The organism is Xanthomonas sp. NCPPB 1068 (genome assembly GCF_041479385.2).
GTDB lineage: Bacteria > Pseudomonadota > Gammaproteobacteria > Xanthomonadales > Xanthomonadaceae > Xanthomonas > Xanthomonas cannabis.
On record NZ_CM192986.1, the window covers coordinates 764,745 to 791,729 of the forward strand.

Sequence of the window (26,985 nt, forward strand, 5' to 3'; positions counted from 1 at the left end):
GTTTTGCGGCATTGGTTTTTCCGGAAAAATACATGCCCAAGTTCGCCTCGATCTGCCTGGTTGCCGGCCTGATCACCGCTGGCGCCGTCTCTGCAGAGGAAACCGCTGTGTCCAACGACCCCTACGCCTGGCTGGAAGATGTCACCGGCGCCAAACCGCTGGACTGGGTCAAGGCCCAGAACGCCAAGACCGAAGCGCGCCTGGCCACGACGCCGGCATTCAAGCAGATGGAAACCAGCATCCGCGAGGTGCTGGATTCGGACGCCAAGATCCCGGGCGTGCAGAAGATCGGCGCGTACTACTACAACTTCTGGAAGGACAAGCAGCACGAGCGCGGCCTGTGGCGGCGCACCACGCTGGACGAATACCGCAAGCCGGCGCCCAAGTGGGAAACGGTGCTCGACCTGGACGCGCTCAACAAGGCCGAGGGCGAGAACTGGGTCTGGCACGGCGCCGACTGCCTGCGCCCGGAGTACCAGCGTTGCCTGATCGCGCTGTCGCGCGGCGGCGCCGATGCCGATGTCACCCGCGAGTTCGACCTGGGCAGCAAGCAGTGGGTCAAGGACGGCTTCTTCCGTCCCGAGTCCAAGGGCGGGCTGGGCTGGATCGACCGCGACACGGTCTATGTCTTCACCGATTTCGGTGCCGGCAGCATGACCAGTTCCGGCTACCCGCGCATCGCCAAGCAGTGGAAGCGCGGCACCCCGCTCAGCGCCGCGGCGGTGGTGTACGAAGGCAAGCCGACCGACATGTACATCGCGGCGATGCACGACGACACGCCCGGCTTCGAGCGCGATTTCGTCAGTCGCACGCTGGCCTTCTACAACGACGAGCTGTATCTCAAGGGCGTCGACGGCAAGCTGGTCAAGGTGGACGTGCCCAATTCGGCCAGCAAGGCGGTCAAGCGGCAATGGCTGACGCTGGAGTTGCGCGAGCCGTGGACGGTCGGTGGCAAGACCTACAAGGCCGGCTCGCTGCTGGCCACGCGTTTTGACGATTTCATGGCCGGCAAGCGCAGCTTCGATGTGCTGTTCGAACCCACCGAGACCACCTCGCTGGCGGGCGTGGCGTGGACCAAATCGCACCTGGTGTTGAACGTGCTGGAAGACGTCAAGAACCGCCTGAGCGTGGTCACCCCGTCGCAGGATGGCTGGAAGAAGAGCGCCTTCGTCGGCGCGCCCGCGTTCGGCACGGTGGATGTCAGCGCGGTGGACAGCGACGACAGCGATGCGCTGTGGCTGACCGTCACCGACTACCTGACGCCCACCACCTTGTCGTGGGTCGAGGTGGGCAGCGCGCCGCAACCGCTCAAGACCATGCCGACGTTCTTCGATGCCGGCAAGGACAGCATCGAGCAGCACTTCGCCACCAGCAAGGACGGCACCCGCGTGCCGTATTTCCTGGTGCGCCCGAAGGACCTCAAGCTCGACGGCAGCACGCCGACGTTGCTGTACGGCTATGGCGGTTTCGAGATTTCGATGACGCCCAATTACTCCGGTGGCCTGGGCCGCGCCTGGCTGGAAAAGGGGGGCGTCTACGTGGTGGCCAATATCCGCGGCGGCGGCGAATACGGCCCGCGCTGGCACCAGGCCGCGCTCAAGCAGAACCGCCACAAGGCGTATGAGGACATGGCTGCGGTAGCCAAGGATTTGGTGGCGCGCAAGATCACTTCCACCAAGCACCTAGGCGTGCAGGGCGGCAGCAACGGCGGCCTGATGACCGGCAACATGCTCACCCAGTATCCGGAGCTGTTCGGTGCGGTGGTGGTGCAGGTGCCGCTGCTGGACATGAAGCGCTACAGCCACCTGCTGGCCGGCGCGTCTTGGATGGCCGAGTACGGCAACCCGGATACCGACGACTGGAAATTCATCCAGACCTTCTCGCCGTATCACCTGTTCGATGCGAAGAAGACCTACCCGCCGGTGATCTTCCTCACCTCCACCCGCGATGACCGCGTGCACCCGGGCCACGCGCGCAAGATGGCGGCCAAGATGATCGAAGCCGGCAAGGACGTGACCTACTACGAGAACATCGAAGGCGGCCACGGTGGCGCAGCCAACAACGCGCAGGCCGCGCATATGGCGGCGCTGGCGTACAGCTTCCTGTGGGAGCGGTTGGCCGATTGAGTTGGCCTTGGAAGCGAATCCGCAACTTGCTTTTGCCTTTTTATGTGTGCGTTGAACCAAGCCCTGGGCCGAGTGGTCCAGGGCTTTTTGTTATTTCCTTCTCCCGCCGGGAGAAGGTGCCCGAAGGGCGGATGAGGGTGCGGTCGCACGCAGGAGGTGTTCCTGAGCGCAAAAAGTAAAAGCGCAGAGCCTGAAGACAGCTGCTTTTATCAACCGCAGTGAGTGACGTTGCGGCTGTACGCCGCTACAGCGATGCGCCGTGCGAAACGCGCGTCATGTGATCAAAAATGCTTCAACCCACGCGCAATCCGCTCCACCGCCTGCTGCAGGCGTGGCAGGCTCTGCGTGTAGGCGATGCGTACGTGCTGGTTGGCGCGGTGGAAACCGAAGTCGATGCCGGGGGTGAAGGCCACATGTTCGGTTTCCAGGAAGTGCGCGCAAAACGCCTGTGCATCGTCTGAAAATCCGCTGATATCGGCATAGAGATAGAACGCGCCTTGCGGTTCGACGGCGATCGTGAAGCCTAGCTCGCGCAGGGCGGGCAGCAGGTAGTCGCGACGTTGCTGGAACTGCGCGCGGCGCGCTTCGAAGATGGCGATGCTGTCCGGCGTGAAACACGCAAGCGCCGCGTGCTGCGCAATGGTGGAGGCGCTGATGTAGAGATTCTGCGCGAGTTTCTCCAGCTCCGGCACCGCGTCGGGCGGCGCGATCAGCCAGCCCAGCCGCCAGCCGGTCATGCCGAAGTACTTGGAAAAACTGTTCAGCACAAATGCGCTGTCGTCCACTTCCAGCACGCTGTGCGCGTCCAGGCCATAGGTCAGGCCATGGTAGATCTCGTCCACCACCAGATGCCCGCCATGCGCACGCACGGCATGCGACAACGCGGCCAATTGATCGCGTGACAGCACGCTGCCGGTGGGGTTTGCCGGCGAGGCGACCAGCGCACCTACGCTGTCGGTGTTCCAGCACGCGTCCACCAGGGCCGGGGTGAGCTGGTAGTCGCTGTCGGGCCCCACAGGCACCAGCTGCGCGGCACCTTCGACCAGGCGCAGGAAGTGCCGGTTGCACGGGTAGCCGGGGTCGGCGAGCAACCAGTGCTTGCTGGGGTCCACCAGCAGGCTGCTGGCCAGCAGCAGCGCACCGGAGCCGCCGGGGGTGACCAGGATGCGTTCCGGGTCGACGGTGCAGCCATAGCGTTGCGCATAAAACCCGGCAATCGCCTCGCGCAATGCGGGCAGCCCGCGTGCGGCGGTGTAGCGGGTATGCCCGGCGGCCAAGGCGGCCTGCCCGGCAGCCACGATCGGCGCGGCGGTGGTGAAGTCGGGCTCGCCGATTTCCAGGTGGATCACATCGTGACCTGCCTGTTCGAGTGCGTTGGCGCGGGCGAGCAGCGACATCACATGGAACGGGGCGATGTCCTGGCTGCGGCGGCTATACCCGGTCGCGGGCGAAAGCGTTGAGTTCATTGCGAAGATGATAGGCCAGCATGACCTAGGACACATGACGTCCGGCGACGGGCTCTTCCACACTCGGGCGCTGGGATGGCATTGCGTTCATCCGACGGACCCCAATCTGATGAAACCTGTCCTGACCTTGTTGATCGCCAGCCTGATGACCACAACCGCATCCTCTGCACTTGCCGCTCTCCCCACGCCGCCAGACGTCGCCAGGCACCCGCATGTGGTCAAGGCGCCGTTCGGTGCGACCCGCAATGACGACTACTACTGGCTGCGCGACGACAAGCGGCAGGACAAGGCGATGCTGGCCTACCTCAACGCCGAGAACGCGTACACCGACAAGGTGATGGCGCCGCTCAAGCCGCTGGAAGATACGCTCTACGGCGAGATCGTCGGGCGCATCAAGCAGGACGATGCCAGCGTGCCGTATCGCGAGCGTGGTTATTGGTACTACACCCGGTTCGAGGCCGGCAAGGATTACCCGATCCAGGCGCGCCGCAAGGGCAGCATGGAAGCGCCGGAAGAAATCCTGCTGGACGTCAATCAGATGGCGCAAGGCAAAGGCTACTTCAGCGTCGGCGAGGCGGAAGTCAGCCAGGACAACCGCATTCTTGCCTGGGCAGACGATGCGATCGGCCGCCGTCAGTACACGATCCGTTTCAAGAACCTCGACACCGGCGAGATCTATCCCGATACCGTGGAAGGCGTTGCGGCCAACCTGGTGTGGGCCGATGACAACAAGACGGTGTTCTATGTCGAAAACGACCCGGAGACGCTGCTGACCGTCCGCGTCAAGAAGCATGTGCTGGGCACTCCCGCCAAGGACGATGTGCTGGTCTACGAAGAAAAGGACGACAGCTTCTACATGGGCGTGGGCCGCACCCGCGACGACAAGTACATCACCATCGGCGTGGAAAGCACGGTGTCCTCAGAAACGCGTTACGCATTGGCGGCCAAGCCGGACACCTTCAAGGTGCTGGCCAAGCGCGAGCGTGATGTGGAATACAGCGCGGAACACTTCGATGGCCGTTGGGTGATCCGCACCAACGCCGATGGCGCCGAGAACTTCAAGCTGGTGACTGCACCGACCGACGCGACCACGCGTCAGCAGTGGACCGACTGGGTGGCGCACGACGAGAGCGTGTACATCGAAAACTTCGAGTTGTTCGACGGCTTCACCGCCATCGAAGAACGCTCCGGCGGCCTGGAGCGTGTGCGCCTGCTCAAGCGCGATGGCAGCCATGAATACGTCAAGGCCGATGAGCCGGCATATTCGATGGGCCTGTCGGTCAATCCCGAGCCGGACACCGCATGGCTGCGCTACAGCTACACCTCGTTGACCACGCCGGCGACCACCTACGAACTCAATACGCAGACCGGCGAACGCAAGCTGCTCAAGCAACAGCCGGTGATCGGCTACGACCCGGGCAAATACGTCACCGAGCGGGTCTGGGTGACCGCGCGCGACGGCGTCAAGGTGCCGGTGTCGCTGGTCTACAAGCAGGGCTTCAAGAAGGACGGCACCGCTGCGTTGTTCCAGTACGCCTACGGCAGCTATGGCATGTCCACCGACCCGGCGTTCAATCTGCCTGCAGTGAGCCTGCTCGATCGCGGCGTGGTGTATGCGCTGGCGCATATCCGTGGCGGCCAGGAGATGGGCCGCAAGTGGTACGACGATGGCAAGTTGCTGCACAAGAAGAACACCTTCAACGATTTCATCGACGTCACCCGCGGGCTGGTGGCGCAGGGGTATGCCGCCAAGGACCGGGTTGCGGCGTCCGGCGGCAGTGCCGGTGGGCTGTTGATGGGCGCGGTGGCCAACATGGCGCCACAGGACTATCGCGTGCTGGTGGCGCAGGTGCCGTTCGTCGATGTGGTGACCACCATGCTTGATGCCAGCATCCCGTTGACCACCAACGAGTACGACGAGTGGGGCAACCCGGAAGAGAAGGACTACTACGAGTACATGCTGTCGTACTCGCCGTACGACAACGTGCGCAAGCAGGCGTACCCGGCGCTGTTCGTGGGCACCGGCTTGTGGGATTCGCAGGTGCAGTACTGGGAGCCGGCCAAGTGGGTGGCGAAGTTGCGCGATGACAATACCGGGACGCAGCCGATCGTGTTCCGCACCAACATGGAGGCGGGACACGGTGGCAAGTCCGGGCGTTTCCGACGCTACCGCGAACTGGCCGAGTCGTATGCGTTCGTGCTGGATCAGCTGGGCGTGAAGTGATCTGCGGGGCAAAACGACGCAACTGAGACTGCGGCTTGCATCCTTCTCCCGCCGGGAGAAGGGGGCCGAAGGGCGGATGAGGGGAAGGTTGCGCAAAGCCATTGCAGCGATGCGATGACACGCGTCGTCTGAAGTTGTGATTCCAGCCTCGAAGGCAGGACTTGAGATAAAGCGTGGTCAAGGGCGCCGTGCGCGGGTGACCCGTGTTTTGGCAAAGGTCACCTCACCAGAGCCGCTGTCGCTGGACGTGATGACGCCCTGCGCTTTTCCACACGGTGCATCCCGCCGAGCTCGCAGCGCTCAGACAAGGGCGCTTCCGCGGCCGCACGCGGTACTGTCAGGTGGCGTGCTGAGGCAAGGCACGCGCAACAGCCATGAGCGGCAGTGGCCTGCCAGCGCTCGGCCTGGCGCGTCGGGCCGTGTGGCCGGGAGGACCGGCGCGATTCAATGCGATGCGCCGGCACCTCGGGCCGGGACAGCCAGGACGCGCGCCTTGGCTGCGCTGGAGAGACCACCGTGGCCCGCTGTGGTCGTATCATTTGGCCATGACGCGACCGAACCGATTCCGCTGGGCCTGGTGGTTGCTGGCCTACGCCAGCCTGGCCACCGGCATCGTCGGCATCTTCGTGCCCGGGTTGCCGACCACCGTGTTTATCCTGATCTCTGCCTGGGCGGCGTCGCGTGGCTCCGAGCGGCTGCATGCGTGGCTGTTGTCGCATCCCCGCTTCGGGCCGGCGATCGTGGAATGGCAGACCTATCGCGCGGTCAGCCGCAAGGCCAAGTGGATGGCGACGCTGACCATGACGGTATGCGCCGGGATCATGCTGTGGTGCGTGCCGGTGTTCTGGGTGAAATGCCTGTCGATCGGCAGCATGGTGGTGGTGGCGATCTGGTTATGGCTGCGCCCCGAGCCGCCGCCGCGGACGATGCCGGCGCCGCAGTGAGCGCACACGGCAGTCAGGGTGTTCTGGCTATACTCCGGTCCATGAGCATCATGTCCCGACCGTCTGTTCGTCTCGCACTGGTTGGTGCGACCTTTGTCCTGCTTGCCGCCTGCGGCAACAAGGGCCCGCTGGTGATGCCGCAGAAGCCGGTGCCGGTGGAAGCCCAGCCGGTGCCGCAGCCGCCGGATGCGCCGCAACCGCTGGATGAGTCGAGGCCGGCACCTGAGCCGGTGCAGACCGAGCCCAAGCCCGCCTCCACCACCGACCAGCCCGCTAGCAGCGGCAATGAGCGCTGACGGTCGCAGCGCGCGTCTGCGTTTCACCAAGATGCATGGCGCCGGCAACGATTTCGTGGTGCTGGATCTGCGCGACGGGGCGCCACCACCGGACGCCGCATTGGCCGCGCGGCTGGCCGACCGGCATTTCGGTGTGGGCTGCGACCAGATCCTGACCATCGAGGCCCCGCGCAGCGACGGCGCCGTGGCGGCCTATGGCATCTGGAATTCCGATGGCTCGCCGGCGCGCCAATGCGGCAACGGTGCGCGCTGCGTCGCGGCCTGGCTGGTGCGTGACGGCACCGCCCAGGGCGAGCGCTTCGTCATCGACAGCCCGGTCACCGCGCATGCGGTCGAGCGCGTGGACGCCGGCACCTACGCGGTGGCCATGGGCGTGCCGCAGTTCGAGCCGTCCCGCATCCCGCTGGCAGGGTTTGCACATGCGCGCGAGGAATACGCGTTGCCGGTGCACGGCGAGACGGTGCGCTTTGGCGCGGTCTCGATGGGCAATCCGCACGCCGTGCTGGAGGTGGGACGCGTGGATGCCGCACCGGTGGAGCGGCTGGGCAGCTTGTTGCAGCAGAACGCTGCCTTCCCCGATTCGGTCAACGTCGGCTTTGCGCAGGTGGTCGATCCTGCGCATGTGCGGTTGCGCGTATTCGAACGCGGCGTCGGCGAAACGCTGGCCTGCGGAAGCGGGGCATGTGCCGCGGCGGTGGTGTTGATGCAGCGCGGCCGCGTGGAGCGCGACGTACGTGTATCACTGCCCGGCGGCGAGCTGCGCATTCGCTGGCCCGGCGATCAGGACGAGGTGGTGATGTCCGGCCCGGCCGTGTTCGTCTTCGATGGAGAATGGAACTGATGAGCGACAACACGGACAAGTTCGGTGCGCACGAGGTCGCAACGTGGTTGCGTCGTCATCCCACCTTCCTCAAGCAGTTCCCGGATCTGGCCGTAAGCCTGCTGGTGCCGCGCGACGACGGCCCCACTGCCTCGCTGGCGACCTATCAGCTGGAAGTGCTGCGCGACAAGAATCGCGAGCTGTCGCGACGCCTGCACGAGCTGGGCAGCAATGCGCAGATCAACGAGCGGCTGGCGGTACGCACGCACCAGTTGACGCTGGCGTTGATGCGCCAGACCAGCGCAGCCGACACGCTCAAGGCAATGGCGGCCTCGCTGGCGGAAGATTTCAACGGCGAACTGGTGCGGCTGGTGTTGCTCAAGCCGGTTGCTGCGCTGGAGGCAGACTGGCTGCAGGTCATCGCCGCCGACGATGCGCGGCTGGCCCCGTTTCGCGATTGCCTGAGCGATGGCGAGCCGATCTGCGGCCGCCTGCAGGCCGACAAGCACGCGCTGCTGTATGCCGACCAAGCGGGCGAGGTGCAATCCACGGCGTTATTGCCGTTGCCGGGCATCGGCCTGATCGCTGTCGGCAGTAGCGATGCCAACCGGTTCTATCCCGGCATGGGCACGTTGTTCCTGCGCATGATGGGCGAGTCGCTCGGCGTGGCGCTACAGCGTTTCGACGCGTGATGCCGGTCGCGCGCCGCATCGCGTTGCGGTTGCGGTGCAACGCAGCGTCGATGGCGCGGCAACGGGGTGGCTGAAGTGTCGTCGTCGGTGGATGCTTTCCTGTCGTACCTGCAGGTCGAACGCCAGGTTTCGGCACATACGCTGGATGCCTACCGGCGCGATCTTGCGGCCTTGCTGAGCTGGGCGGCCGAGCAGCACGGCGACGGCGCGCCTGTCGAGGTTGCGCAGCTCGATAGCGCGCAGCTGCGGCAGTTCGTGGCGGCCGAGCATCGGCGCGGCCTGTCGGCCAAGAGCCTGCAGCGGCGCTTGTCCGCCTGCCGCAGTTATTACGCGTGGTTGCTCAAGCATGGCCGGATCGCGGCCAGCCCGGCGGCGGCGTTGCGCGCGCCCAAGGCGCCGCGCAAGTTGCCGCAGGTGCTCGACGCCGACGAGGCGGTGCGGCTGGTCGAAGTTCCCACCGATGCGCCACTGGGCCTGCGCGACCGTGCGCTGCTGGAGCTGTTCTATTCGTCCGGGCTGCGCCTGAGCGAACTCTGCGCGTTGCGTTGGCGCGACCTGGATCTGGCCAGCGCACTGGTGATGGTGCTGGGCAAGGGCGGCAAGCAGCGGCTGGTGCCGGTAGGTTCGCATGCGATTGCGGCATTGCGCGCGTGGCAGTGCGACAGCGGCGGCCGCGCGGACACGCACGTCTTCCCAGGGCGCGCGGGCGGTGCGATTTCGCAACGTGCGGTGCAGATCCGCATCAAGCAACTGGCGGTGCGCCAGGGCATGTTCAAGGACGTGCACCCGCATATGCTGCGGCACAGTTTTGCCAGCCACATCCTGGAATCGTCGGGTGATCTGCGCGGTGTGCAGGAGTTGCTCGGGCATTCGGACATCGCCACCACGCAGATCTACACGCATCTGGATTTCCAGCACCTGGCCAAGGTCTACGACGCCGCGCATCCGCGTGCGAAGCGTAGGAAAGCGACCGAGTGAGCGCTGGGGTGTGTGATGTCAGTGACATCGCTGCATGATTGGCTGATGGAACTGATCTGGCTAATGCAGCGGCGAGCCGTCCATTAGCGGCGGCGGGCGCGTTCTGGAGAGGGGCTAGGTGGCTAGCGCGTTGGCATGGCCTCATTGTTCGCTTTCGGAGCGAGTGCGGCGCGCGTCCTGTTGAGGCAGTCGATCGCCGTGTCGCGACGCTTCTCTGTCTCGCGTGCCCGCGTCGCTTCGTCGCAGCGCGCTTGAACCCGGCAGGGGCGTCCCCACCTCTTTGGAAACCCCCGGAGGACCCATGGATCCCAGCCAGAACCCCAACATCGTTCACGCCACCACCATCATTTCGGTTCGGCGTGGTGGGCATGTCGCCGTCGCGGGCGATGGTCAAGTCACGCTCGGCCATACGGTCATGAAGGGCAACGCGCGCAAGGTGCGCCGTCTCGGCCGCGAAGGTCAGGTGCTGGCGGGTTTTGCCGGTGCGGCCGCCGATGCCTTTACCCTGTTCGAACTGTTCGAAGCCAAGCTCGACAAGCACGGTCAGCTGACCCGCGCCGCCGTGGAACTGGCCAAGGACTGGCGCACCGAGCGCCGCCTCGGCAAGCTCGAAGCGTTGCTTGCGGTGGCCGACAAGGAGACGTCGCTGATCATCAGCGGCACCGGTGATGTGATCGAACCGGAAGACGGCATCATCGCCATCGGTTCCGGCGGTTCCTACGCCCTGTCGGCCGCACGCGCGCTGCTGGCGCATACCGAACTGGACGCCAAGACGATTGCCGTCGAAGCAATCAATATCGCGGGCGATATCTGTATCTACACCAATCGCAATGTGGTGGTTGAAGAGCTGTGAATCGGAGTGGGGAATCGGGAATCGCAACAGCGGTTTCGTCTCCACTCCAATGACATAGGCTTTTGAGTGCCTCCACGCTTCCCCATTCCCAATTCTCGATTCCCCAATGCCAAATCCCGATACTTCAACCATGACTCCGCGCGAAATCGTGCAGGAGCTCGATCGTCATATCGTTGGCCAGCACGACGCCAAGCGCGCGGTCGCCATCGCGCTGCGTAACCGCTGGCGCCGCATGCAGTTGCCGGAAGAACTGCGCAACGAGGTGATGCCCAAGAACATCCTGATGATCGGCCCGACCGGTGTCGGCAAGACCGAGATTGCACGACGTCTTGCAACACTGGCCAACGCGCCGTTCGTCAAGGTCGAAGCCACGCGCTTTACCGAGGTGGGCTATGTGGGCAAGGACGTGGAGCAGATCATCCGCGACCTGGCCGATACCTCGGTCAAGCTGTATCGCGAGCAGGCCAAGGTGCGCGTGCGCAACCAGGCCGAGGAACGCGCCGAAGACCGGATCCTGGATGCGCTGCTGCCGCGCCGTGCGGCCGGCATCGGGTTCGACCCGGAAGCGGCGCGCAACGAGCCGTCGTCGCAGGACAACGAGACCCGCATCAAGTTCCGCCGCATGCTGCGCAACGGCGAGTTGGACGAGCGCGAGATCGAGCTGGAAGTGGCCGTCAATGCCAGCATGGACATCATGACCCCGCCGGGTATGGAGGAAATGGGCCAGCAGCTGCGGCAGATGTTCGCCAACATCGGTGGCGGCAAGTCGCAAAAGCGCAAGCTCACCATCAAGGCCGCACGTCCGCTGTTGATCGAGGAAGAAGCCGGCAAGCTGGTCAACGAGGACGATGTGCGCACCGCGGCGATCGAAGCCTGCGAGCAGCATGGCATCGTGTTCATCGATGAGATCGACAAGGTGGCCAAGCGTGGCGAAGCCGGCTCCAACGGCGGCGATGTCAGCCGCGAGGGCGTGCAGCGCGATCTGCTGCCGCTGGTGGAAGGCTCCAACGTGTCCACCAAGTACGGCACGGTCAAGACCGACCACATCCTGTTCATCGCTTCTGGCGCGTTCCATCTTGCCAAGCCCAGCGACCTGATTCCGGAACTGCAGGGCCGCTTCCCGATCCGGGTGGAATTGACTGCGCTGACCAAGGCCGATTTCGTGCGCATCCTCACCGAGCCCAAGGCGGCGTTGATCAAGCAGTACGAAGCCCTGCTGCAGACCGAGGGCGTGCACCTGAGCTTTGGCGCAGATGCGGTGGAGCGCCTGGCCGAGATCGCCGCGCAGGTCAACGAGCGGCAGGAAAACATCGGCGCGCGCCGCCTGCACACGGTGCTTGAGCGTCTGCTCGATGTGCTGAGCTACGAGGCACCGGATCGCGACGGTCAAAGCGTCACCGTCGATGCGGCCTATGTCGATGCGCAGCTCGGCGAGCTGGTACAGGACCCGGACCTGAGCCGCTACATCCTCTGATCGCAGCGCAGCTGCGCGCAGGTGTCGAATGCAATGCATGGATGGTAGTCCGCATCCATGCATTGCAAGCATGGCGGGAACGCATCACAGGAGGACGCAAGTGAGCTGCATCCTGTCGGATGCAGTCGAATGCCGAGTCGGTCGAGGGCGCGATGCCCTCACCGCTTGCGGGACACGCCGTGAATCCATCCGTGGAGTCTCGGTGGCGGCATCCATGCCGCCACACGGTCCTGCAATCGGCGAGGACACCACGCCAGACAGTTGCTCTTCTAAATAAAGCTGTCTGGCGTGCGGTGTGCATCAGACCTGTAGCCGATGCTTCAACGATCGAACAAGGCGCATCAAGCACCGCTCTACCATGCATACCGACCAACTTGACTGGTCCTTGCCCGGCCACCGTCGCGGGACCCTGAGCGGCATGGATGCCGCGCCGGAGCCTACATGGACGTACTTGCGGCGTGTCTCGCGATGGTGGCCGGGCAAGGGCCCTGCAGCCAGCTTGCAGATCACTCCCTGCAACTACGGCTCAGATCATCGCCTCTGCAATGGCCCCGCACCTTGGCAGCCGCCTGCACTGCACAGCCAACCTGCTAAATCCGGCAAACCGCTCAGTCCTCGCCGATGTCCTCGTTCCACACATCCGGGTTGGCGGAAATATAGCCACCGAGCAGATCGATACATTCCTGGCTCTGCAGATCGATCACGTTGACGCCGTGCTCGCGCAACCACGCGATGCCGCCCTGGAAGGTGACCGACTCGCCGACCACCACAGTGCCGATGTTGAACTGGCGCACCAAGCCGCTGCAGTACCAGCATGGCGCCAAGGTGGTGACCATGATGGTGTCCTTGTAGCGGCGCTGGCGGCCGGCCTTGCGGAAGGCATCGGTTTCGCCATGCACGGACGGGTCGTTTTCCTGCACGCGGCGGTTATGGCCGCAGCCGAGCAGGCGCCCGTCGTTGTGATACAGCGCTGCACCGATCGGGATGCCGCCTTCCGCCAGGCCCTGGCGGGCCTCGGCAATGGCGGTGTCGAGCAGGGCGCGGTAGTCGGGGGTGGTGATCATGCGGACTCCAGGGTGGCCGCGCCGGCAGGGCGCAGCATGTCGAGATGGGGAATGCCGTCTTCCAGATACTGCGCCGATGAGGGCACAAATCCGTGGGCGGCGTAGAAGGCGTGCAGGTGGGCCTGCGCACCCAGTTGAATCGCGCTGCGGGGCCAGTGCGCGTGCACCAGCCGGATGCCTTCGCGTAGCAGCGCGTGGGCCAGGCCGGTGCCGCGCTGTGCGCCGGCGACGACCACGCGGCCGATGCTGGGCTCGGGGTAACTCAGCCCCGGTGGCAGCACACGCAGGTAGGCGGCCAGCTCTCCGGCCTGCGTGCTGCCCAGCACATGCAGCACACCGGGCTCGGTGTCCTTGCCATCCAGTTCGGGATAGGCGCACTGCTGTTCCACCACGAAGACATCCGTGCGCAGCCGCAGCAGCGCATACAACTGCACGGTGCTCAGCTGCGCAAAGTGCAGGTGCTGCCAGTGCAGGGGTGGCGTTGGCATGGAGGGCATGGGCGCATGATAGCGGCTGCTCCGCCTGCGGGCGGCAAGCGGGTGCGGCGCATGGGGGCTGCGCCGGCGACCGAAGCGCTCTGCACTACAGTGCGCGCACTTCGTCCACGCGCCGTGCCTGTGCAACCGCGGTGCCGTCAGCCGCGCTCAGTCGCCCGCGCTGGCGGTATCGACCGCGACCACCACCGACATGCCCGGGCGCAGCCGCGGTGCCAGCGCCTGGCCGGGGTCGACGCTGATCCGCAGTGGAATGCGCTGGGCGATCTTGACGAAGTTGCCGGTGGCGTTATCGGCCGGCAGCACGCTGAATTCCGAGCCGGCGGCCGGCGAGATCTCCTGCACGCGGCCATGCAGGCGCGCGTTGTCCAGCGCGTCCACGGTGAAGCTGGCGCGCTGGCCCACGCGGATCTTTGCCATCTGGGTTTCCTTGAAGTTGGCCACGACCCACAGCGTGTCCGGCACCAGCGACATCAGTTGGGTGCCATTGGTGACGTAGGCGCCCTGGCGCACGCCGAGCTGACCAAGCTGGCCATCGCGCGGGGCCACGATGCGGGTATTGTCCAGATTGATCTGCGCCAGTTGCAGGGCGGCCTGTGCATTGGCAACGGCCGCTTCCAGCGCGGCGCGATTGACGGTGACGCTGCGCGCGTTCTCTTCGGCTGCCTGCACGGCAGCAAGGGCCTGGGTGACGCCGGCATCGGCCTGCGCGCGTGCGGCAAAGGCGGTGTCGCGGTCCTGCTCGGAAACCAGCTTCTGGCTGGCCAGCTGTTGCGCACGCGCATACGCCGAGCGGGTACGGTCGCGCTGCGCCTGATTGCTGCTCAGCGCCGCACGTTGTTCGGCAATGGTGGCCTCGGCGCTATGCCGCTGCTGCTCCCAGTTGGCCAGGTTGGCCTGTGCGGTCTGCACTTGCGCCCTGGCCTGTTCGAGTTGCTGGGCGTAGATGCGGTCGTCGATGGTGGCCAGCAACTGGCCGTGTTTGACGTGGGCGAAGTCCTGCACCGGCACGTTGGTGACGTAGCCGCTGACCTGCGGCGCGATGACGGTGATCTGGCCATGCACCATGGCATTTTCGGTGCGCTCCACGGCACTGACGAACGGCGGCAACTGCCAGGCGTAGAGCACCAGCGCCACGCCGACCAAGGCGAGCCCGCCAAAACCAATCGCGCCGGTGATGCGCCGGCGGCGCCGGCGTTGCTGATCGGCGACAGAGGGAGCTTCGGCAGGTGTATTCATGGGCGCACAGGGGAGGCAGGAGAAGGGGACGGCACGGACGGGCGCAGATAACGCCGCCACACCAGCACGGACAGGATCCACAGCCCGGTGGCGATGGCAATGCAGCCGATCAGCAGGAACACATCGTTGTAGGCCAGCACATTGGCTTCGCGCGTGGCCACGCTGCCCAGTGCACGCACGCCCTGCGCCTGGCGCAGCGCCGGGTCGCCGATGGCGCGCCCGTAGACGTTGGCGTATGCCTGCACGCGCGCGGCCACTTGCGGGTCGGTCAGCACCAGATGCTCGACCAACTGGCTGGAATGGTATTTCTCGCGCACCACCTGCACCGTGCCGAGCAGGGCGCTGCCGAGCAACCCGCCCATGTTCTGTGCCATGCCGAACAGCACGATGAAGCTGATCAGGTTGCCCGGTTGCGCAATGACCCGCCCGATCCCGGCCACCATGGCCGGGCCGATGAAGAACGTGCTGCCGAAGGCGAGCAGGAACTGGCTGACGTACATCTGTTCGGGGCGGGTGATGCTGGTGGCATCGGCGTCCATGAAGCAGCCGATGCAGATGGCCGCCACCGCGATGATCAGGTGTTCGGCAACCCGCGCCGGGTTGATCAGCCACGCGCTGGCGGCCACGCCCACCACCGCGCCCAGCAGCATCAGCGCAAACAGCGTCTGCAGCTGCACGTTGGCCAGGCCCAGGGTCTGGAAGAAGCCGATCGCGCCGGTGCTCTGTTCCGACAGCACCAGGCGGATCAGCAGGATGGCCAGCCCCAGCCGCAGCATGTCCGCGCTGGCCAGCCAGCGCGTGTTGATCATCGGGTTGCGGCGGTTGTGTTCGATCCACGCCGCCAGGCACAGCAGCACGATCGAGGCCGCCAGCACCACGCCCAGCCACGGCGTACTGGTCCACCACAACAGCCGGCCCAGCGACAGCACCGCCGCCAGACCGGCCGCACCGGCGGCAAACAGGCTGAAGGTAAGGAAATCCAGCGGCTCGAATACCCGGTAACGGTCGCCCGGCGGCAGCTTGAGCGCCAGCACGCAGGCCAGCGCAAACACCGCCAGCCCGAACTCGAACAGATACAGCCCCTGCCACTGGCCGAATTCCAGCAGGTCGGTGGAAAACACCCGCGCCAGCGGCAACGCCAGCTGGGTGACGCCCAGCCCCAGCACCACGGCCTTGAGCCGGTATTTGCCCGGAAACGCCTGGATCACGTAATACAAGCCCAACGAGCTGAGCGCGGCGCCGACCAGGCCGTGGGCGGCACGCACGGTGATTGCCGAGCTGAGGCTGTGCACGAACAGATGCGCCAGTGCGATGGCCGCATACAACGCCAGGAAGATCTCGGTGAAGCGGCGCAGCCCGAACTGCTGGCGAAACTTCACCAGCAACAGGTTCGCCGACATGTTGGTCATCACATAGGCGGCCGGCAGCCAGGCCATTTCGGTGGCGTAGGCGCCCAGCGCGCCCTGCAGGTAGGGCAGGTTGGCGGTGACCAGCGCATTGCTCAGGCCCCCGGTCAGCGCCACCACCACGCCGACCAGGCCGTACTGGATGCGGCGCCGGGTGGGGTGCAGCGGGGTGGAGGCCGAGCCCGGCAGGGTGGGCTTTTCGTGGGGCTGCCAGTCGCGCTGGGCGTACTTGTCACGCACGCAATACTCGCAGGGCAGGGGCGGAAGAGTGCGCGATTGTGGTCCGGTTGCGGTCATGGTGGCGTCAGCAGTGCGATAATCCGCCCATGAGCGAATCCCCCTATACCTCCGGTACCACCCATTTCGGCTTTCGCGATGTCGCTGCCAAGGACAAGCAGAAGCTGGTCGGCGAAGTGTTCACCTCGGTCGCGCGCAACTACGACCTGATGAACGACCTGATGAGCCTGGGCGTCCATCGCGCATGGAAACGCTACTTCGTGGCGACCGCGCAGGTGAAGCCGGGCGACCGCGTGCTGGACCTGGCCGGCGGCACCGGTGACATCGCCGTGCTGCTCAAGGAGCGCGTGGGCGAAGAAGGCGCGGTGGTGCTGGGCGACATCAATGCCGGCATGCTGTCGGTGGGCCGCGATCGGCTCACCAACCGCGGGCTGGTGTCCGGGTTCGACTACGTGCAATGCAACGCCGAAGCGCTGCCGTTCCCGGACCAGAGTTTCGACCTGGTGACCATCTCCTTCGGCCTGCGCAACGTCACCGACAAGGACGCCGCACTGCGCGAGATGTACCGCGTGTTGAAGGTGGGCGGGCAGGCACGTGTGCTGGAGTTTTCCGAAGTCACCGCCGAGTGGTTCAAGCCGATCTACGACTTCCACTCGTTCAAGATCCTGCCCAGGCTGGGCCAGCTGTTCGCGCGCGACGCCGACAGCTACCAGTACCTGGCCGAAAGCATCCGCAAGCACCCGCCGCAGGAATCGCTCAAGGGCATGATGGGCGAGGCCGGATTCGCGCGTTGCCATTACAAGAATCTGACCGGCGGCATCGTGGCCATCCACTCCGGTTACAAGATCTGACCACGCGCGCCGGGCCGCCGAGGTGGCGCGTGCATCGCGCGCCGCAGCCTGGATGAGCTCGCGCCGCTTGGGTTCGCTTGGCGCGCCCTGGCTGCTTGCACAGGTGTGCGCACCAGCGGATTTCTGGGACGTTCGTCGCGTTGGCTCCACTGACTGTCGGCGACACTAGGCGCCCCTTTGCCGGAGAGTTGGATGCGCTTGTACGCCGGGCTCTCGCGCGTGTTTCCCCGTTCCTTCAGCGCCAAGTTGCTGGCGGTGACCTTCATCGGGATCCACCTGCCGCTGCTGTTGTTGATCGCCTGGCTGGCCTCGCAGAGCGAGCTGGAAGGCCGCCCGTTGTGGTCGGTGATCATCGTGGCCTTGCTGGCCACCTTGGCAGGCACCGCGCTGACGCTCTCGGCGCTGTATCGCCTGCTTGCCCCGCTGCGCATCGCCGCCGATGCGCTGGACACCTACTACGCCGACCAACGTCTGCCCAGCCTGCCCGAGCATGGCGACGACGAACTTGGCCGGCTGCTGCGCGGCATCAACCGCAGTCTGCGTGGCATCGACGCGGGCATGCGCGATCTCAGGAAGCATGCGCTGTTCGACCCGCTGACCGAAGCGTTGAACCGGCGCGGTTGCGAACAGGCCATGCGCGATTCGGTCGCCGCCTCGCAGCGCGAAGGCTGGCCGTTCGTGTTGTTCGTGCTGGACATGGACAACCTCAAGCCGATCAACGACCGCTTCGGGCATCTGGCCGGCGACCGCGTGCTGGTGCGGCTGGTGGAATCGGCCTATGGCTGGCTGGGCGCGCAGGACTGGATCGGGCGCTGGGGCGGCGATGAATTCCTGATCGGCGTGCATGCCAGCGAGGACGAAGCCACGCTCAAGCTCAATCAGTGGCTGTCGATGCTCGAACGCGAAGACGGCGATGAAGCGCCGCTGCATCTGAGCGCCGGTAGCGCAGTCTGCGAACAGGGGCTGGACGCCACCGAACTGTATCGGCGCGCGGATGCGGCGATGTACCGCGCCAAGTTCTCCGGCGGGCGGCGGCTGGTGCGCGATGGCCACGACACCCCGCGCAGCCATCCGGTGACCTGAGCGCCGGCGGCGCGGCAGCATTGGCGTGAGCAAGCGCAGGCTGTCGGCTGCGCACCCGAACCCGGCGGCACGGGCAGGCCGTGGCCTGGAGCGCTAAAATGGCCAATTCCCTCGCTGCGGTGCCGTCGATGCGCTTCACTTCCCTGTCGCTGTCCCTGGCCGTGTCCCTCGCACTGGCCGGCTGTTCCAATGAGTCCACGCCGCCGGCTGCCACCGCCGCCGCACCGGCCGCCACTGCCAAGGCCCCCGTGAAAGCAGACGCCCGCACCCACGACGAGAGTTCTTACGCCCAGCCGCAGCTGGTGGTCATCAAGGACCTGGCGCTGGACCTGAAGCTGGATTTCGATGCCAGGCAGATCGGTGGTACCGCCACCTACACGCTGGAGTGGAAGGACAAGGCCGCCAAGCAGCTGGTGCTGGACACGCGCGAGCTGAGCATTGCGCAGGTGCAGGCCGACGATGGCAAGGGCGGTCTGTCGCCGCTGCAATTCGCACTGGCGCCGGCCGACAAGACCTTCGGCAGCAAGCTCACCATCGAAGCGCCGAACCAGCCGGGCAAGGTCGTGATCACCTATCACACAGCGCCCACCGCATCGGGCTTGCAGTGGCTGGAGCCGGCCATGACCGAAGGCAAGCAGCTGCCTTTCATGTTCAGCCAGTCGCAGGCGATCCACGCGCGCAGCTGGGTACCGCTGCAGGACACCCCGAGTGTGCGCTTCACCTATAGCGCGCATGTCACCTCGCGTCCGGACGTGATGGTGCTGATGAGCGCCGACAACGACCCGAAGGCCGTGCGCGACGGCGATTACAGCTTCAAGATGCCCGAGCCGATTCCGTCCTACCTGCTGGCAATTGCCGCCGGCGATGTGGTGTTCAAGCCGATCTCCGCACGCTCGGGCGTGTGGGCCGAACCGGCGATGGCCGACAAGGCTGCCAAGGAGTTCGAAGACACCGAGAAGATGATCGGTGCCGCCGAAAAACTCTATGGCCCGTATCGCTGGGGCCGTTACGACATGCTGGTGCTGCCGCCGTCGTTTCCGTTCGGTGGCATGGAAAATCCGCGCCTGACCTTCGCCACGCCGACCGTCATCGTCGGCGACAAGTCGCTGGTGTCGTTGGTGGCGCACGAACTGGCGCACAGCTGGTCCGGCAACCTGGTGACCAACGCCAGCTGGAAGGACATCTGGCTCAACGAAGGCTTCACCACCTATGTGCAGGGCCGCATCACCGAAGTGTTGTACGGCACGGAGATGGCCGAGATGGAGCGCGAGATCGACCAGGGCGATCTGCTGGCGGAAGTCAAAGACATGCCGCCGGCCGACCAGGTGCTGGAGTTGCCGCCGCTGGCGCAGCGCGACCCGGACGAGGCCTTGAGCCAGGTGGCTTACGTCAAGGGCGCGTGGTTCCTGCAGTTCCTGGAGCAGCGTTTCGGCCGCGAGGTGTTCGACCCGTTCCTGCGTGGCTGGTTCGACGATCACGCGTTCCAGAGCGCCACCACAGACCAGTTCGTCGATTACCTGCAGAAGAACCTGCTGGCCAAGCATCCCAACACGGTGAGCGCGGCGGAAGTGGATGCATGGCTGAAACAGCCGGGCATTCCGGCCTTCGCCGCAAAGGCGCGCTCGCGCAGCTTCTCGATCGTGGACACCGCACGCATCGCCTGGAGCGGCAGCGGCACGCTGCCCAGCAAGCAGGTCACCGGCGAATGGGGCACGCAGGAATGGGTGCACTTCCTCAGCGGCATGGGCGCCACCTTGAAGCCCGAGCAGCTCAAGCAGCTGGATGAGGCGTATCACTTCACCGGCACGCCCAATGGCGAGATCGCCATGCGCTGGTACCCGCTGGCGATTCGCAGCGGCTATACCGAGGCGCGCCCGGCCGCCGGTGAGTTCATCGAGCGCGTCGGCCGTCGCAAGCTGGTGCTGCCGATCTATACAGAACTGTTGAAGACCCCGGACGGCATCGCGTTTGCCGAACAGGCCTTCGAAAAGGCCAAGCCGGGTTACCACCCGATCACCACTGCGTCGGTGACCGAGATGATCGCCAAGGCCAAGGCGGCTGCGCCGACGCAGCCGTAGTGGCAGCGGAGGGCGTCGCCGGCGCCCTCCGCCGCTTCCATCGCCGCATCGTGCCTGCAACCACCATCGTAGGAGCGCACCCGGGCGCGACAGGGCTTTCCCGGTGAAAGCCCCGTCGCGCCCGGGTGCGCTCCTACGACGCGGGCAGCTGATCGCGGGTGATGCGGCAGGCTGGTACCGTTGCGATGCCATTGCCGTCCATGCCTTCCGGAAGCGACGATGCAGTCCCGGCGTGGTGCATGCTCGGCCGCAACTTCCATCGCCGCATCGTGGCTGCGCAATCATTGCCGTAGGAACGCACCCGGGCGCGACAGGGCTTTCCCGGTAAAACCCCATCGCGCCCGGGTGCGCTCGTACAGTGTGCGGCGGTTGATCGCGGGTCATGCGGGCGGGCTGGTATCGTTGCCGCTGCTTTTCATGCATTCCGGAGTCGACGATGAAGTATCTGCTGAGCGCGGCCCTGTGCGTCGCGGCCCTGACTGCCTGCACGGACCGCGAGGCGCAACGCAAGGCGCAGGAAACTGCACAGGCGCAGGCCAAGGAGACCCAGGCCGATGCGCTTGCCAAGCAATACGACGAAGCGGTCAAGGCGCAGAACTGGGACATGGCGCGCGCCCACGGCGCCGCCTTGCTCGAAGGCTATGCCGGCACTGCAGCCGCCACACGCATCGAGCCCGGCTATGCCGACATCAAGGCCAAGGGCGAGCAGGCGCGCGAACTGCGCCGCATGCAGGCGCTGTGGCAGTACTCGCAGGTGCCGGCCAAGGGCGGCACCCAGCGCTCGGCGATGATCGAGGCCAAGGAGCGCGTGGATGTGGATGGCAGCGGGCCCAAGCCGGTCAGCCTGGTGTTCCGCGATCATCCGCAGTGGAAGCGCCACAGCTATCTCGTGCTCAAGGCCGGCGACTTCAATTGCTACGCTGGCTGCAAGGTGCAGGTTGCGACCGACGGCGGCGCGCCACGCGCGATGGCGGCGCATCGCCCGGATACCGATGAAGCGATCGCCATGTTCATCGACGACGACAAGGCGCTGTGGAAGCTGGTGCGCAACGCCAAGCGCGTCAGCATCGCCTTCCCGGTCAAGGCCGGCGGCACGCGGACCGCGGAATTCGAGGTGGGCGGGCTGGACACCACCCAGATGCCGGGCTGGAAGTAACCCATGCACGGCGCGATTGCCGCACGCCTGCCGCTGTCTGCCTGCCGGCATTGGGTGTTCGACATGGATGGCACGCTGACCGAGCCGGTGCACGATTTTGCATTGATCCGACGCGCGCTGGAGATCCCGCCCGACGCGGACATCCTGCATCACCTGGCTGCATTGCCGGCCAATGAGTCGCAGGCCAAGCATGCCTGGTTGCTGGAGCACGAGCGTGCCCTGGCAGAGGCCGCACGCCCTGCGCCCGGTGCGCAGCCGCTGGTGCGCGCGCTGCAGGCCGATGGCTGCCGGCTGGGCTTGCTGACCCGCAACGCACGCAGCCTGGCGCAGGTGACGTTGGAGACGATCGGCCTGGCCGACGCCTTTGCGCCGGACGACATCGTCGGCCGTGACGAAGCGGCACCCAAACCCGCGCCCGATGGCCTGCGCTATTTCCAGCGGCGCTGGGCAGTGAGCGCCGCGGCACTGCTGATGGTCGGCGACCATCACAACGACCTGGCCTGTGGCCGCGCCGCCGGCGCAGGCACCGTGCTGGTCAATACCCCGGGCGATCCCTGGCCTGGCCTGGCCGATTGGCGCCTGCGCGATTGCGCTGACCTGTTACAGCACTGGCAGGCCCGCGCTGGTCAGTAGTTTCGCTGTCTTCACTTGGCACGGCGGCATATCGTGTGGCGCTCGCGCATTGTGTTGACCCGACGTCGCGCCGACGCAGCTCGCCAATCCACTGCCGCGCGCCTTGCGGCAGAGGTTCGGCAGGCTGCGATCGGTCAATCTGCGGCACTGTGTTGCAGCGCTGTGCTGCACAGCGCGCACTGCATTGAGTTTCTGCAGCACACCGGCCCTCATCCGCCCTTCGGGCACCTTCTCCCGGGGGGAGAAGGGAGCATCGGGTGCGGTGATCGAGACACACTGCATTGAGTTTCTGCAGCACACCGGCCCTCATCCGCCCTTCGGGCACCTTCTCCCGGTGGGAGAAGGGGAGCATCGGGTGCGGTGGTCGAAACGTACTGCACTGAGTCCCTGCAGCATACCGGTCCTCATCCGCCCTTCGGGCACCTTCTCCCGGTGGGAGAAGGGGGCATCGGATGCGGTGATTGAAAGCGGTAGCGTTGCTACTGGTGAGCAGAACAAGAGCAAGCTCCAGCGCTCAGCAAGGCGCTAGAGCGCTCAGCAAGGCGCTAGCCCCTCTCCCCGCGGGAGAGGGGTTGGGGTGAGGGTACGGCCCAGGCGCGGTCGGCACATCCTCGCGCCGTCGGCACATCCTCAGTGCATCGCGCAACGACGCTGCGCGATGCGTGCATCGTCGTGAGCAGTGCACCGTCTCCAACCGTCCAATGCCCGCTCTCATCCTTCATCGTGCTTGGCCTCCCGGCGGGCGAAGGCAGGCAACACTTTCCAACGATCCTGCGCACGTGCCTGGGCACCGCAATAGCGCCACACCTTTACCCACCCGCACGCAGTGCTCCACCAGTGCGACAGCACGCCCGGCGCAAACTGTGCCAAATGCGTGACACCTGGCGTGCTGCGGCAACCACGCATGCGCAACGCGCTGCCACTGCAAGGTGCTGCGACGCAACAGTGCGCTGGCACGCGCTGTGCTCTGTCGTCTCCCGGTACCCACCCGTTTGCGCCGTCGCTGCGCAGCAAACGCGCGTGGCTCTTCGTTCGATTGGATTCTTCACCGAGAGGGGTAGACGCATATGCACCAATCTTCCTGTCGCCGCATCGGCAGCTCGGCGCTGCTGATGCTTGCGCTGAGCACCGTGTTGGCCGGTTGCAAGAAAGACACGCCGGCTGCCGATACCGCTCCGCCCGCACCTGCCGCCGCACCCGCCGCGACGCCGGCCGCCGCCGTGGTCGACACTGATGGCGAATTCACCGCCAACGCCAGCAACGCTGATAACTGGGGCGGCGTGGGGCGCGACTTTGCGCTGACCCGGCATAGCCCGTTGGCCGAGATCAATCGCGACAACGTCAAGAATCTGAAGATGTCCTGGGAGATGAAAACCGATGCCACGCGCGGCCACGAAGGCCAGCCGCTGGTGATCGGCAGCATCATGTACATGGTCAGTGCGTACCCGAACAATGTATTTGCCATCGACCTCGCAGCGCAGGACGATGGCGGCAAGGTGCTGTGGAAGTACACCCCGCAACAGGACGAACGCTCGGTGGCGGTGGCGTGCTGCGACACGGTCAACCGCGGAGCCTCGTATGCCGATGGCAAGCTGGTGTTCGGCAGCCTCAGCGGCGATGTGATTGCGCTCGATGCCAAGACCGGCAAGGAAGTGTGGAAGCAGAAACTCGCCCACCCGGACAAGGGCGAAACCATCACCATGGCGCCGATCATCGCCGATGGCAAAGTGGTCGCCGGCATCAGCGGCAACGAGTTCGGCGTGCTCGGGCGCGTGGCCGCCTACAACCTGTCCGACGGCAAGCAGGCCTGGTCCTGCGATGCGGCCGGCACCGACAAGGCCATCTGCCTGGGCCCGGATTTCAACAAGGCCAATCCGCAGCATGGCCAGCTCGGCGATCTCGGGGTGAAGACCTTTCCCAACGACGAGTGGAAGCGCGGTGGTGGCGCGGCCTGGGGCTGGTACAGCTACGACCCGAAGTTGAAGCTGGTGTACTACGGCACCGGCAATCCCGGCCTGTGGAGCCCGTCGTACCGCTGCGGCAAGACCACGCACGAGGAATGCAACAACGGCGAGCATGACAACAAATGGTCGATGACCCTGTTCGCCCGCAAGATCGATACCGGCGAAGCGGTGTGGGGCTATCAGAAGACCCCGTTCGACCAGTGGGATTACGACGGCATCAACGAGCCGATCCTGGTGGACCTCACCATCGACGGCAAGCAGGTTCCGTCGGTGGTGCAGTTCGATCGCAACGGGTTTGCCTATGTGCTCGATCGTCGCGACGGCACGTTGTTGCGCGCGCATAAATTCGTGCCGGCCAACTGGGCCGAACGCATCGACATGAAGACCGGCCGCCCGGTCAAGGTGGCGGCGCATTCGCCGTTGGAACGCGGCAAGAAAGTGCAGGCGTTCCCCTCCGCGATGGGTGGCAAGGACCAGCAACCGTGCTCGGTGGACCCGGCCAACGCGGCGGTGTTTTTCTGCGGCACCAACAACTGGCACATGGAGCTGGAGCCGCAGGAGCGCGGCAATACCATGATGGGCCTGCCCTACGTGTTCGCCAACGTGATGATGAAACCGAACGAGCCGGGTGCGCTGGGCATCGTCAAGGCGTTCGACGTGGTGGAGGGCAAGTCCAAGTGGGAGATCAAGGAGAAGTTCCCGGTGTGGAGCGGCACCCTGGTCACCGATGGCGGGCTGGTGTTCTACGGCACGCTGGATGGCTGGTTCCGCGCGGTGGACAAGGACACCGGCAAGAAGCTGTGGGAGATGAAGCTGCCGTCCGGCATCATCGGCAACCCGATCGCCTACAAGGCCAACGGCCACCAGTATGTGGCGGTGTTCTCCGGCATCGGTGGCTGGATCGGCCTGCCTGTCGCGGCGGGGTTGGATCCGAGTGACCCATATGGCGCACTGGGTGCGGCCGGGCTGGCGTTCGGGGCGGGCTTCGACAAGATTCCGCTTGGCGGCATGGTGCATACCTTCCGCCTGGATGGCGCCGGCAAGACCGTGTCGACCACCGCGACGGCCACCGCAGCGGCCGGGGGCGGCGGTACCGCCAACGCAGCAGCGAAGACGGCACGATGAGCTCCACGCACGGCGTTGGACGCGCATGTCGGCAGATGCCTGCCGGCGTGCGCGGCATGACCGCGCACCTGCACACGGTGCTGCTGGTTTGCAGCCTCGGACTCGTCGCCGTAGGTTGCACACGCGAGCCGTCTTCACCGACGGCTCGCGTTTCTGATTCCGGTGCGGTGCCGGCCGCGGCGCCGGCACCCACCGCGCCACCGGCATCCACCGCAGCGTCGGTGTCTGCGCCGCCGCCCACGCCCGATCCAACGGTGCTGCGGGTGTGTGCAGACCCGGGCAACATGCCGTTGTCCAACCAGGCCGGCGAAGGCTTCCAGAACAAGATTGCGCAGGTGGTGGCCGCTGCCATGGGCCGGCGCCTGGAATACGAGTGGCGCACCTATTACCAGCGCGGGCTGGCCCGCAGCACGATCAACGCGGGTCGCTGCGATCTGTTGATGGACCTCAACAGCGATTTCGAGCAGGGGCTGACCACACGCCCGGTGTATCGCTCGGCCTATGTGCTGGTGACGCGCAAAGGCCTGAACCTGGTACCGACCTCGCTGGACGACCCCGCACTGAAGAAGCTGCGGCTCGGCGTGTTCCAGAGTTCGCCGGCGCGCCAGGCGCTGTACGAACACGGCGTCAGCGGTGAGGTGCAGTACCTGTTCTACGACTCGGCCACTGCACCGGAAGAACACCCCGGCAAGCTGGTCGAGCGGGTGGCTGCCAATGCATTGGATGCGGCCGAATCCTGGGGCCCGGTGGCCGGCTATTACGCGGCGCGCAGCGGGCTGGGCGTGGTGCCGTTGAACACCATCGACGATGCGGTGCTGGAATACTCGATGGCCTGGGCGGTGTCGCGCAAGAATGCGGCCTTGCGCGACGCGTTGAACACCGCGCTGCAGGACAACGCCGCCAAGATCGCCGACATCCTGCGCAGCTATCACGTGCCACTAGTTCGCTGCGACGACTGCGTGGTCACCGGCACGCTGCCCTCGCACGGGCCATACGCCACGCCGGCCCCCGCATCGCCTGCACCGAGTCCTGCCGCGTCCTCGCAGGACCTGGCGCAACTGCAGCTGCGCATCGCAGGCGGTGCCGACCCGAACCAGGAACTGGCGCATGCGCTGGACGGCGGCGATGCCGTGCGTGCAGCGTGGTTGCTGCGGCATGGTGCCGACGCCAACACCCCCAACCTGCTCGGTGAGCCGCCGCTGCACCAGGCCATCCGCAACCAGGAACCGGATCTGGTGGGCCTGTTGCTGGACTCCGGTGCGCAGCTGGAGACGCGCGATGCCAGTGGCTGGACCGCGCTGATGAAGGCCGCCTGGGCCAACGATGCCGACAGCGTCACCCGGCTGTTGGGCAAGCGCGCGCGTGTCGACACCGTCTCCGGCGATGGCTGGAGTGCGCTGGATCTGGCGGTGTCGTATGCGGATGTCGGCGTGGTGCAGGCGTTGCTGGCAGCCGGGGCAAACGTGCAGCGCGCCAATGCCAGCGGATTCACCCCGCTGATGTTCGCCGTGGCGCGCGATGACCCGGCCATTCTCGATGCCCTGCTGGCACGCGGTGCCGATGTGCGGCATGCCAACGACGCAGGCGTTACCGCCCTGATGCTGGCCGCCGCGGCCGGACGCCATGACGTTGCCACGCGTCTGCTGGCCGCCGGCGCAGACCCGGCCGCACGCAATCGCGACGGCAAGACGGCCGTGGCACTGGCGCAGGCACGTGGCGACACCGCATTGGCCACGCTGTTGACCGAAGCCAGGCGCCCAGTGCGCAGATGACTGCATCACC

At 65.8% G+C, this 26,985-nt stretch carries 21 protein-coding genes; 16 read left to right on the plus strand and 5 right to left on the minus strand.

All coding sequences use genetic code 11. The features are described 5' to 3' along the window. Positions 1–32: 32 nt before the first annotated feature. Positions 33–2,126, plus strand: a complete 2,094-nt coding sequence (locus tag ACCQ12_RS03260) for a prolyl oligopeptidase family serine peptidase (protein WP_179453616.1) — start codon at positions 33–35, stop codon at positions 2,124–2,126. 281 nt (positions 2,127–2,407) lie between these two features. Here ACCQ12_RS03260 and ACCQ12_RS03265 read toward each other — a convergent pair whose 3' ends face one another. Next, complete coding sequence (locus tag ACCQ12_RS03265; protein ID WP_372382932.1) at positions 2,408–3,592, minus strand: pyridoxal phosphate-dependent aminotransferase; 1,185 nt, start codon at positions 3,590–3,592, stop codon at positions 2,408–2,410. A gap of 109 nt (positions 3,593–3,701) precedes the next feature. On the opposite strand from ACCQ12_RS03265, the gene ACCQ12_RS03270 reads away from it, so the two are divergent. The 8 genes from ACCQ12_RS03270 (at position 3,702) to hslU (ending at position 11,873) form a co-directional block, all read left to right on the plus strand. Next, on the plus strand, positions 3,702–5,816 hold the full coding sequence (locus ACCQ12_RS03270; protein WP_372382933.1) for a S9 family peptidase: 2,115 nt from the start codon (positions 3,702–3,704) through the stop codon (positions 5,814–5,816). Between the two features lie 545 nt (positions 5,817–6,361). Further along, on the plus strand, positions 6,362–6,760 hold the full coding sequence (locus ACCQ12_RS03275) for a YbaN family protein (protein WP_039565531.1): 399 nt from the start codon (positions 6,362–6,364) through the stop codon (positions 6,758–6,760). A 41-nt stretch (positions 6,761–6,801) separates the two neighbouring features. Beyond that, entirely contained in the window at positions 6,802–7,056 is a 255-nt protein-coding gene (gene lptM, locus ACCQ12_RS03280; protein ID WP_372382934.1) for an LPS translocon maturation chaperone LptM, read from the plus strand. Further along, on the plus strand, positions 7,046–7,897 hold the full coding sequence (gene dapF / locus ACCQ12_RS03285; protein ID WP_166749597.1) for a diaminopimelate epimerase: 852 nt from the start codon (positions 7,046–7,048) through the stop codon (positions 7,895–7,897). Before lptM ends, dapF begins: the two co-directional genes overlap by 11 nt. After that, positions 7,897–8,568 (plus strand): DUF484 family protein, encoded by a 672-nt coding sequence (locus ACCQ12_RS03290; protein WP_047697298.1) that lies wholly within the window; start codon positions 7,897–7,899, stop codon positions 8,566–8,568. Before dapF ends, ACCQ12_RS03290 begins: the two co-directional genes overlap by 1 nt. Before the next feature lie 75 nt (positions 8,569–8,643). After that, positions 8,644–9,546 (plus strand): tyrosine recombinase XerC, encoded by a 903-nt coding sequence (xerC, locus tag ACCQ12_RS03295; protein WP_372383540.1) that lies wholly within the window; start codon positions 8,644–8,646, stop codon positions 9,544–9,546. A 301-nt stretch (positions 9,547–9,847) separates the two neighbouring features. Further along, positions 9,848–10,399: an ATP-dependent protease subunit HslV gene (gene hslV / locus ACCQ12_RS03300; protein ID WP_047697213.1), complete on the plus strand. Its 552-nt coding sequence runs from the start codon at positions 9,848–9,850 to the stop codon at positions 10,397–10,399. Positions 10,400–10,505: 106 nt separating this feature from the next. Next, positions 10,506–11,873 carry an ATP-dependent protease ATPase subunit HslU gene (hslU, locus tag ACCQ12_RS03305; protein ID WP_047697211.1) on the plus strand — a complete coding sequence of 456 codons (1,368 nt, stop codon included), beginning with the start codon at positions 10,506–10,508 and terminating at the stop codon, positions 11,871–11,873. 608 nt (positions 11,874–12,481) lie between these two features. Here hslU and ACCQ12_RS03310 read toward each other — a convergent pair. The 4 genes from ACCQ12_RS03310 to ACCQ12_RS03325 all read right to left on the minus strand — a co-directional run bounded on the left by ACCQ12_RS03310 (position 12,482) and on the right by ACCQ12_RS03325 (position 16,316). Beyond that, positions 12,482–12,937 (minus strand): nucleoside deaminase, encoded by a 456-nt coding sequence (locus ACCQ12_RS03310; RefSeq protein ID WP_003482760.1) that lies wholly within the window; start codon positions 12,935–12,937, stop codon positions 12,482–12,484. Further along, positions 12,934–13,434 carry a GNAT family N-acetyltransferase gene (locus ACCQ12_RS03315; protein WP_166749594.1) on the minus strand — a complete coding sequence of 167 codons (501 nt, stop codon included), beginning with the start codon at positions 13,432–13,434 and terminating at the stop codon, positions 12,934–12,936. Before ACCQ12_RS03315 ends, ACCQ12_RS03310 begins: the two co-directional genes overlap by 4 nt. A 147-nt stretch (positions 13,435–13,581) precedes the next feature. After that, positions 13,582–14,670 carry an HlyD family secretion protein gene (locus ACCQ12_RS03320; protein WP_372382935.1) on the minus strand — a complete coding sequence of 363 codons (1,089 nt, stop codon included), beginning with the start codon at positions 14,668–14,670 and terminating at the stop codon, positions 13,582–13,584. Then, positions 14,667–16,316, minus strand: coding sequence for an MFS transporter (locus tag ACCQ12_RS03325; protein ID WP_372382936.1), 1,650 nt, complete (start codon positions 16,314–16,316; stop codon positions 14,667–14,669). The genes ACCQ12_RS03320 and ACCQ12_RS03325 overlap by 4 nt, the downstream gene beginning before the upstream one ends. A gap of 86 nt (positions 16,317–16,402) precedes the next feature. On the opposite strand from ACCQ12_RS03325, the gene ubiE reads away from it, so the two are divergent. The 7 genes from ubiE to ACCQ12_RS03360 all read left to right on the plus strand — a co-directional run bounded on the left by ubiE (position 16,403) and on the right by ACCQ12_RS03360 (position 26,975). Then, on the plus strand, positions 16,403–17,164 hold the full coding sequence (ubiE, locus tag ACCQ12_RS03330; protein ID WP_372382937.1) for a bifunctional demethylmenaquinone methyltransferase/2-methoxy-6-polyprenyl-1,4-benzoquinol methylase UbiE: 762 nt from the start codon (positions 16,403–16,405) through the stop codon (positions 17,162–17,164). Between the two features lie 192 nt (positions 17,165–17,356). Continuing rightward, entirely contained in the window at positions 17,357–18,247 is an 891-nt protein-coding gene (locus tag ACCQ12_RS03335) for a GGDEF domain-containing protein (protein ID WP_047697202.1), read from the plus strand. Between the two features lie 128 nt (positions 18,248–18,375). Beyond that, the gene (locus ACCQ12_RS03340; protein WP_372383541.1) at positions 18,376–20,325 is read left to right on the plus strand and encodes a M1 family metallopeptidase; all 1,950 of its coding nucleotides are present in this window, start codon (positions 18,376–18,378) and stop codon (positions 20,323–20,325) included. Between the two features lie 436 nt (positions 20,326–20,761). After that, the gene (locus ACCQ12_RS03345; RefSeq protein ID WP_372382938.1) at positions 20,762–21,481 is read left to right on the plus strand and encodes a hypothetical protein; all 720 of its coding nucleotides are present in this window, start codon (positions 20,762–20,764) and stop codon (positions 21,479–21,481) included. Positions 21,482–21,484: 3 nt separating this feature from the next. Next, on the plus strand, positions 21,485–22,114 hold the full coding sequence (locus tag ACCQ12_RS03350; RefSeq protein WP_372382939.1) for an HAD family hydrolase: 630 nt from the start codon (positions 21,485–21,487) through the stop codon (positions 22,112–22,114). 1,067 nt (positions 22,115–23,181) lie between these two features. Then, positions 23,182–25,203 (plus strand): methanol/ethanol family PQQ-dependent dehydrogenase, encoded by a 2,022-nt coding sequence (locus ACCQ12_RS03355; protein WP_338121404.1) that lies wholly within the window; start codon positions 23,182–23,184, stop codon positions 25,201–25,203. Beyond that, positions 25,200–26,975, plus strand: coding sequence for a quinoprotein dehydrogenase-associated putative ABC transporter substrate-binding protein (locus ACCQ12_RS03360; RefSeq protein WP_372382940.1), 1,776 nt, complete (start codon positions 25,200–25,202; stop codon positions 26,973–26,975). Before ACCQ12_RS03355 ends, ACCQ12_RS03360 begins: the two co-directional genes overlap by 4 nt. Positions 26,976–26,985: the final 10 nt, after the last annotated feature.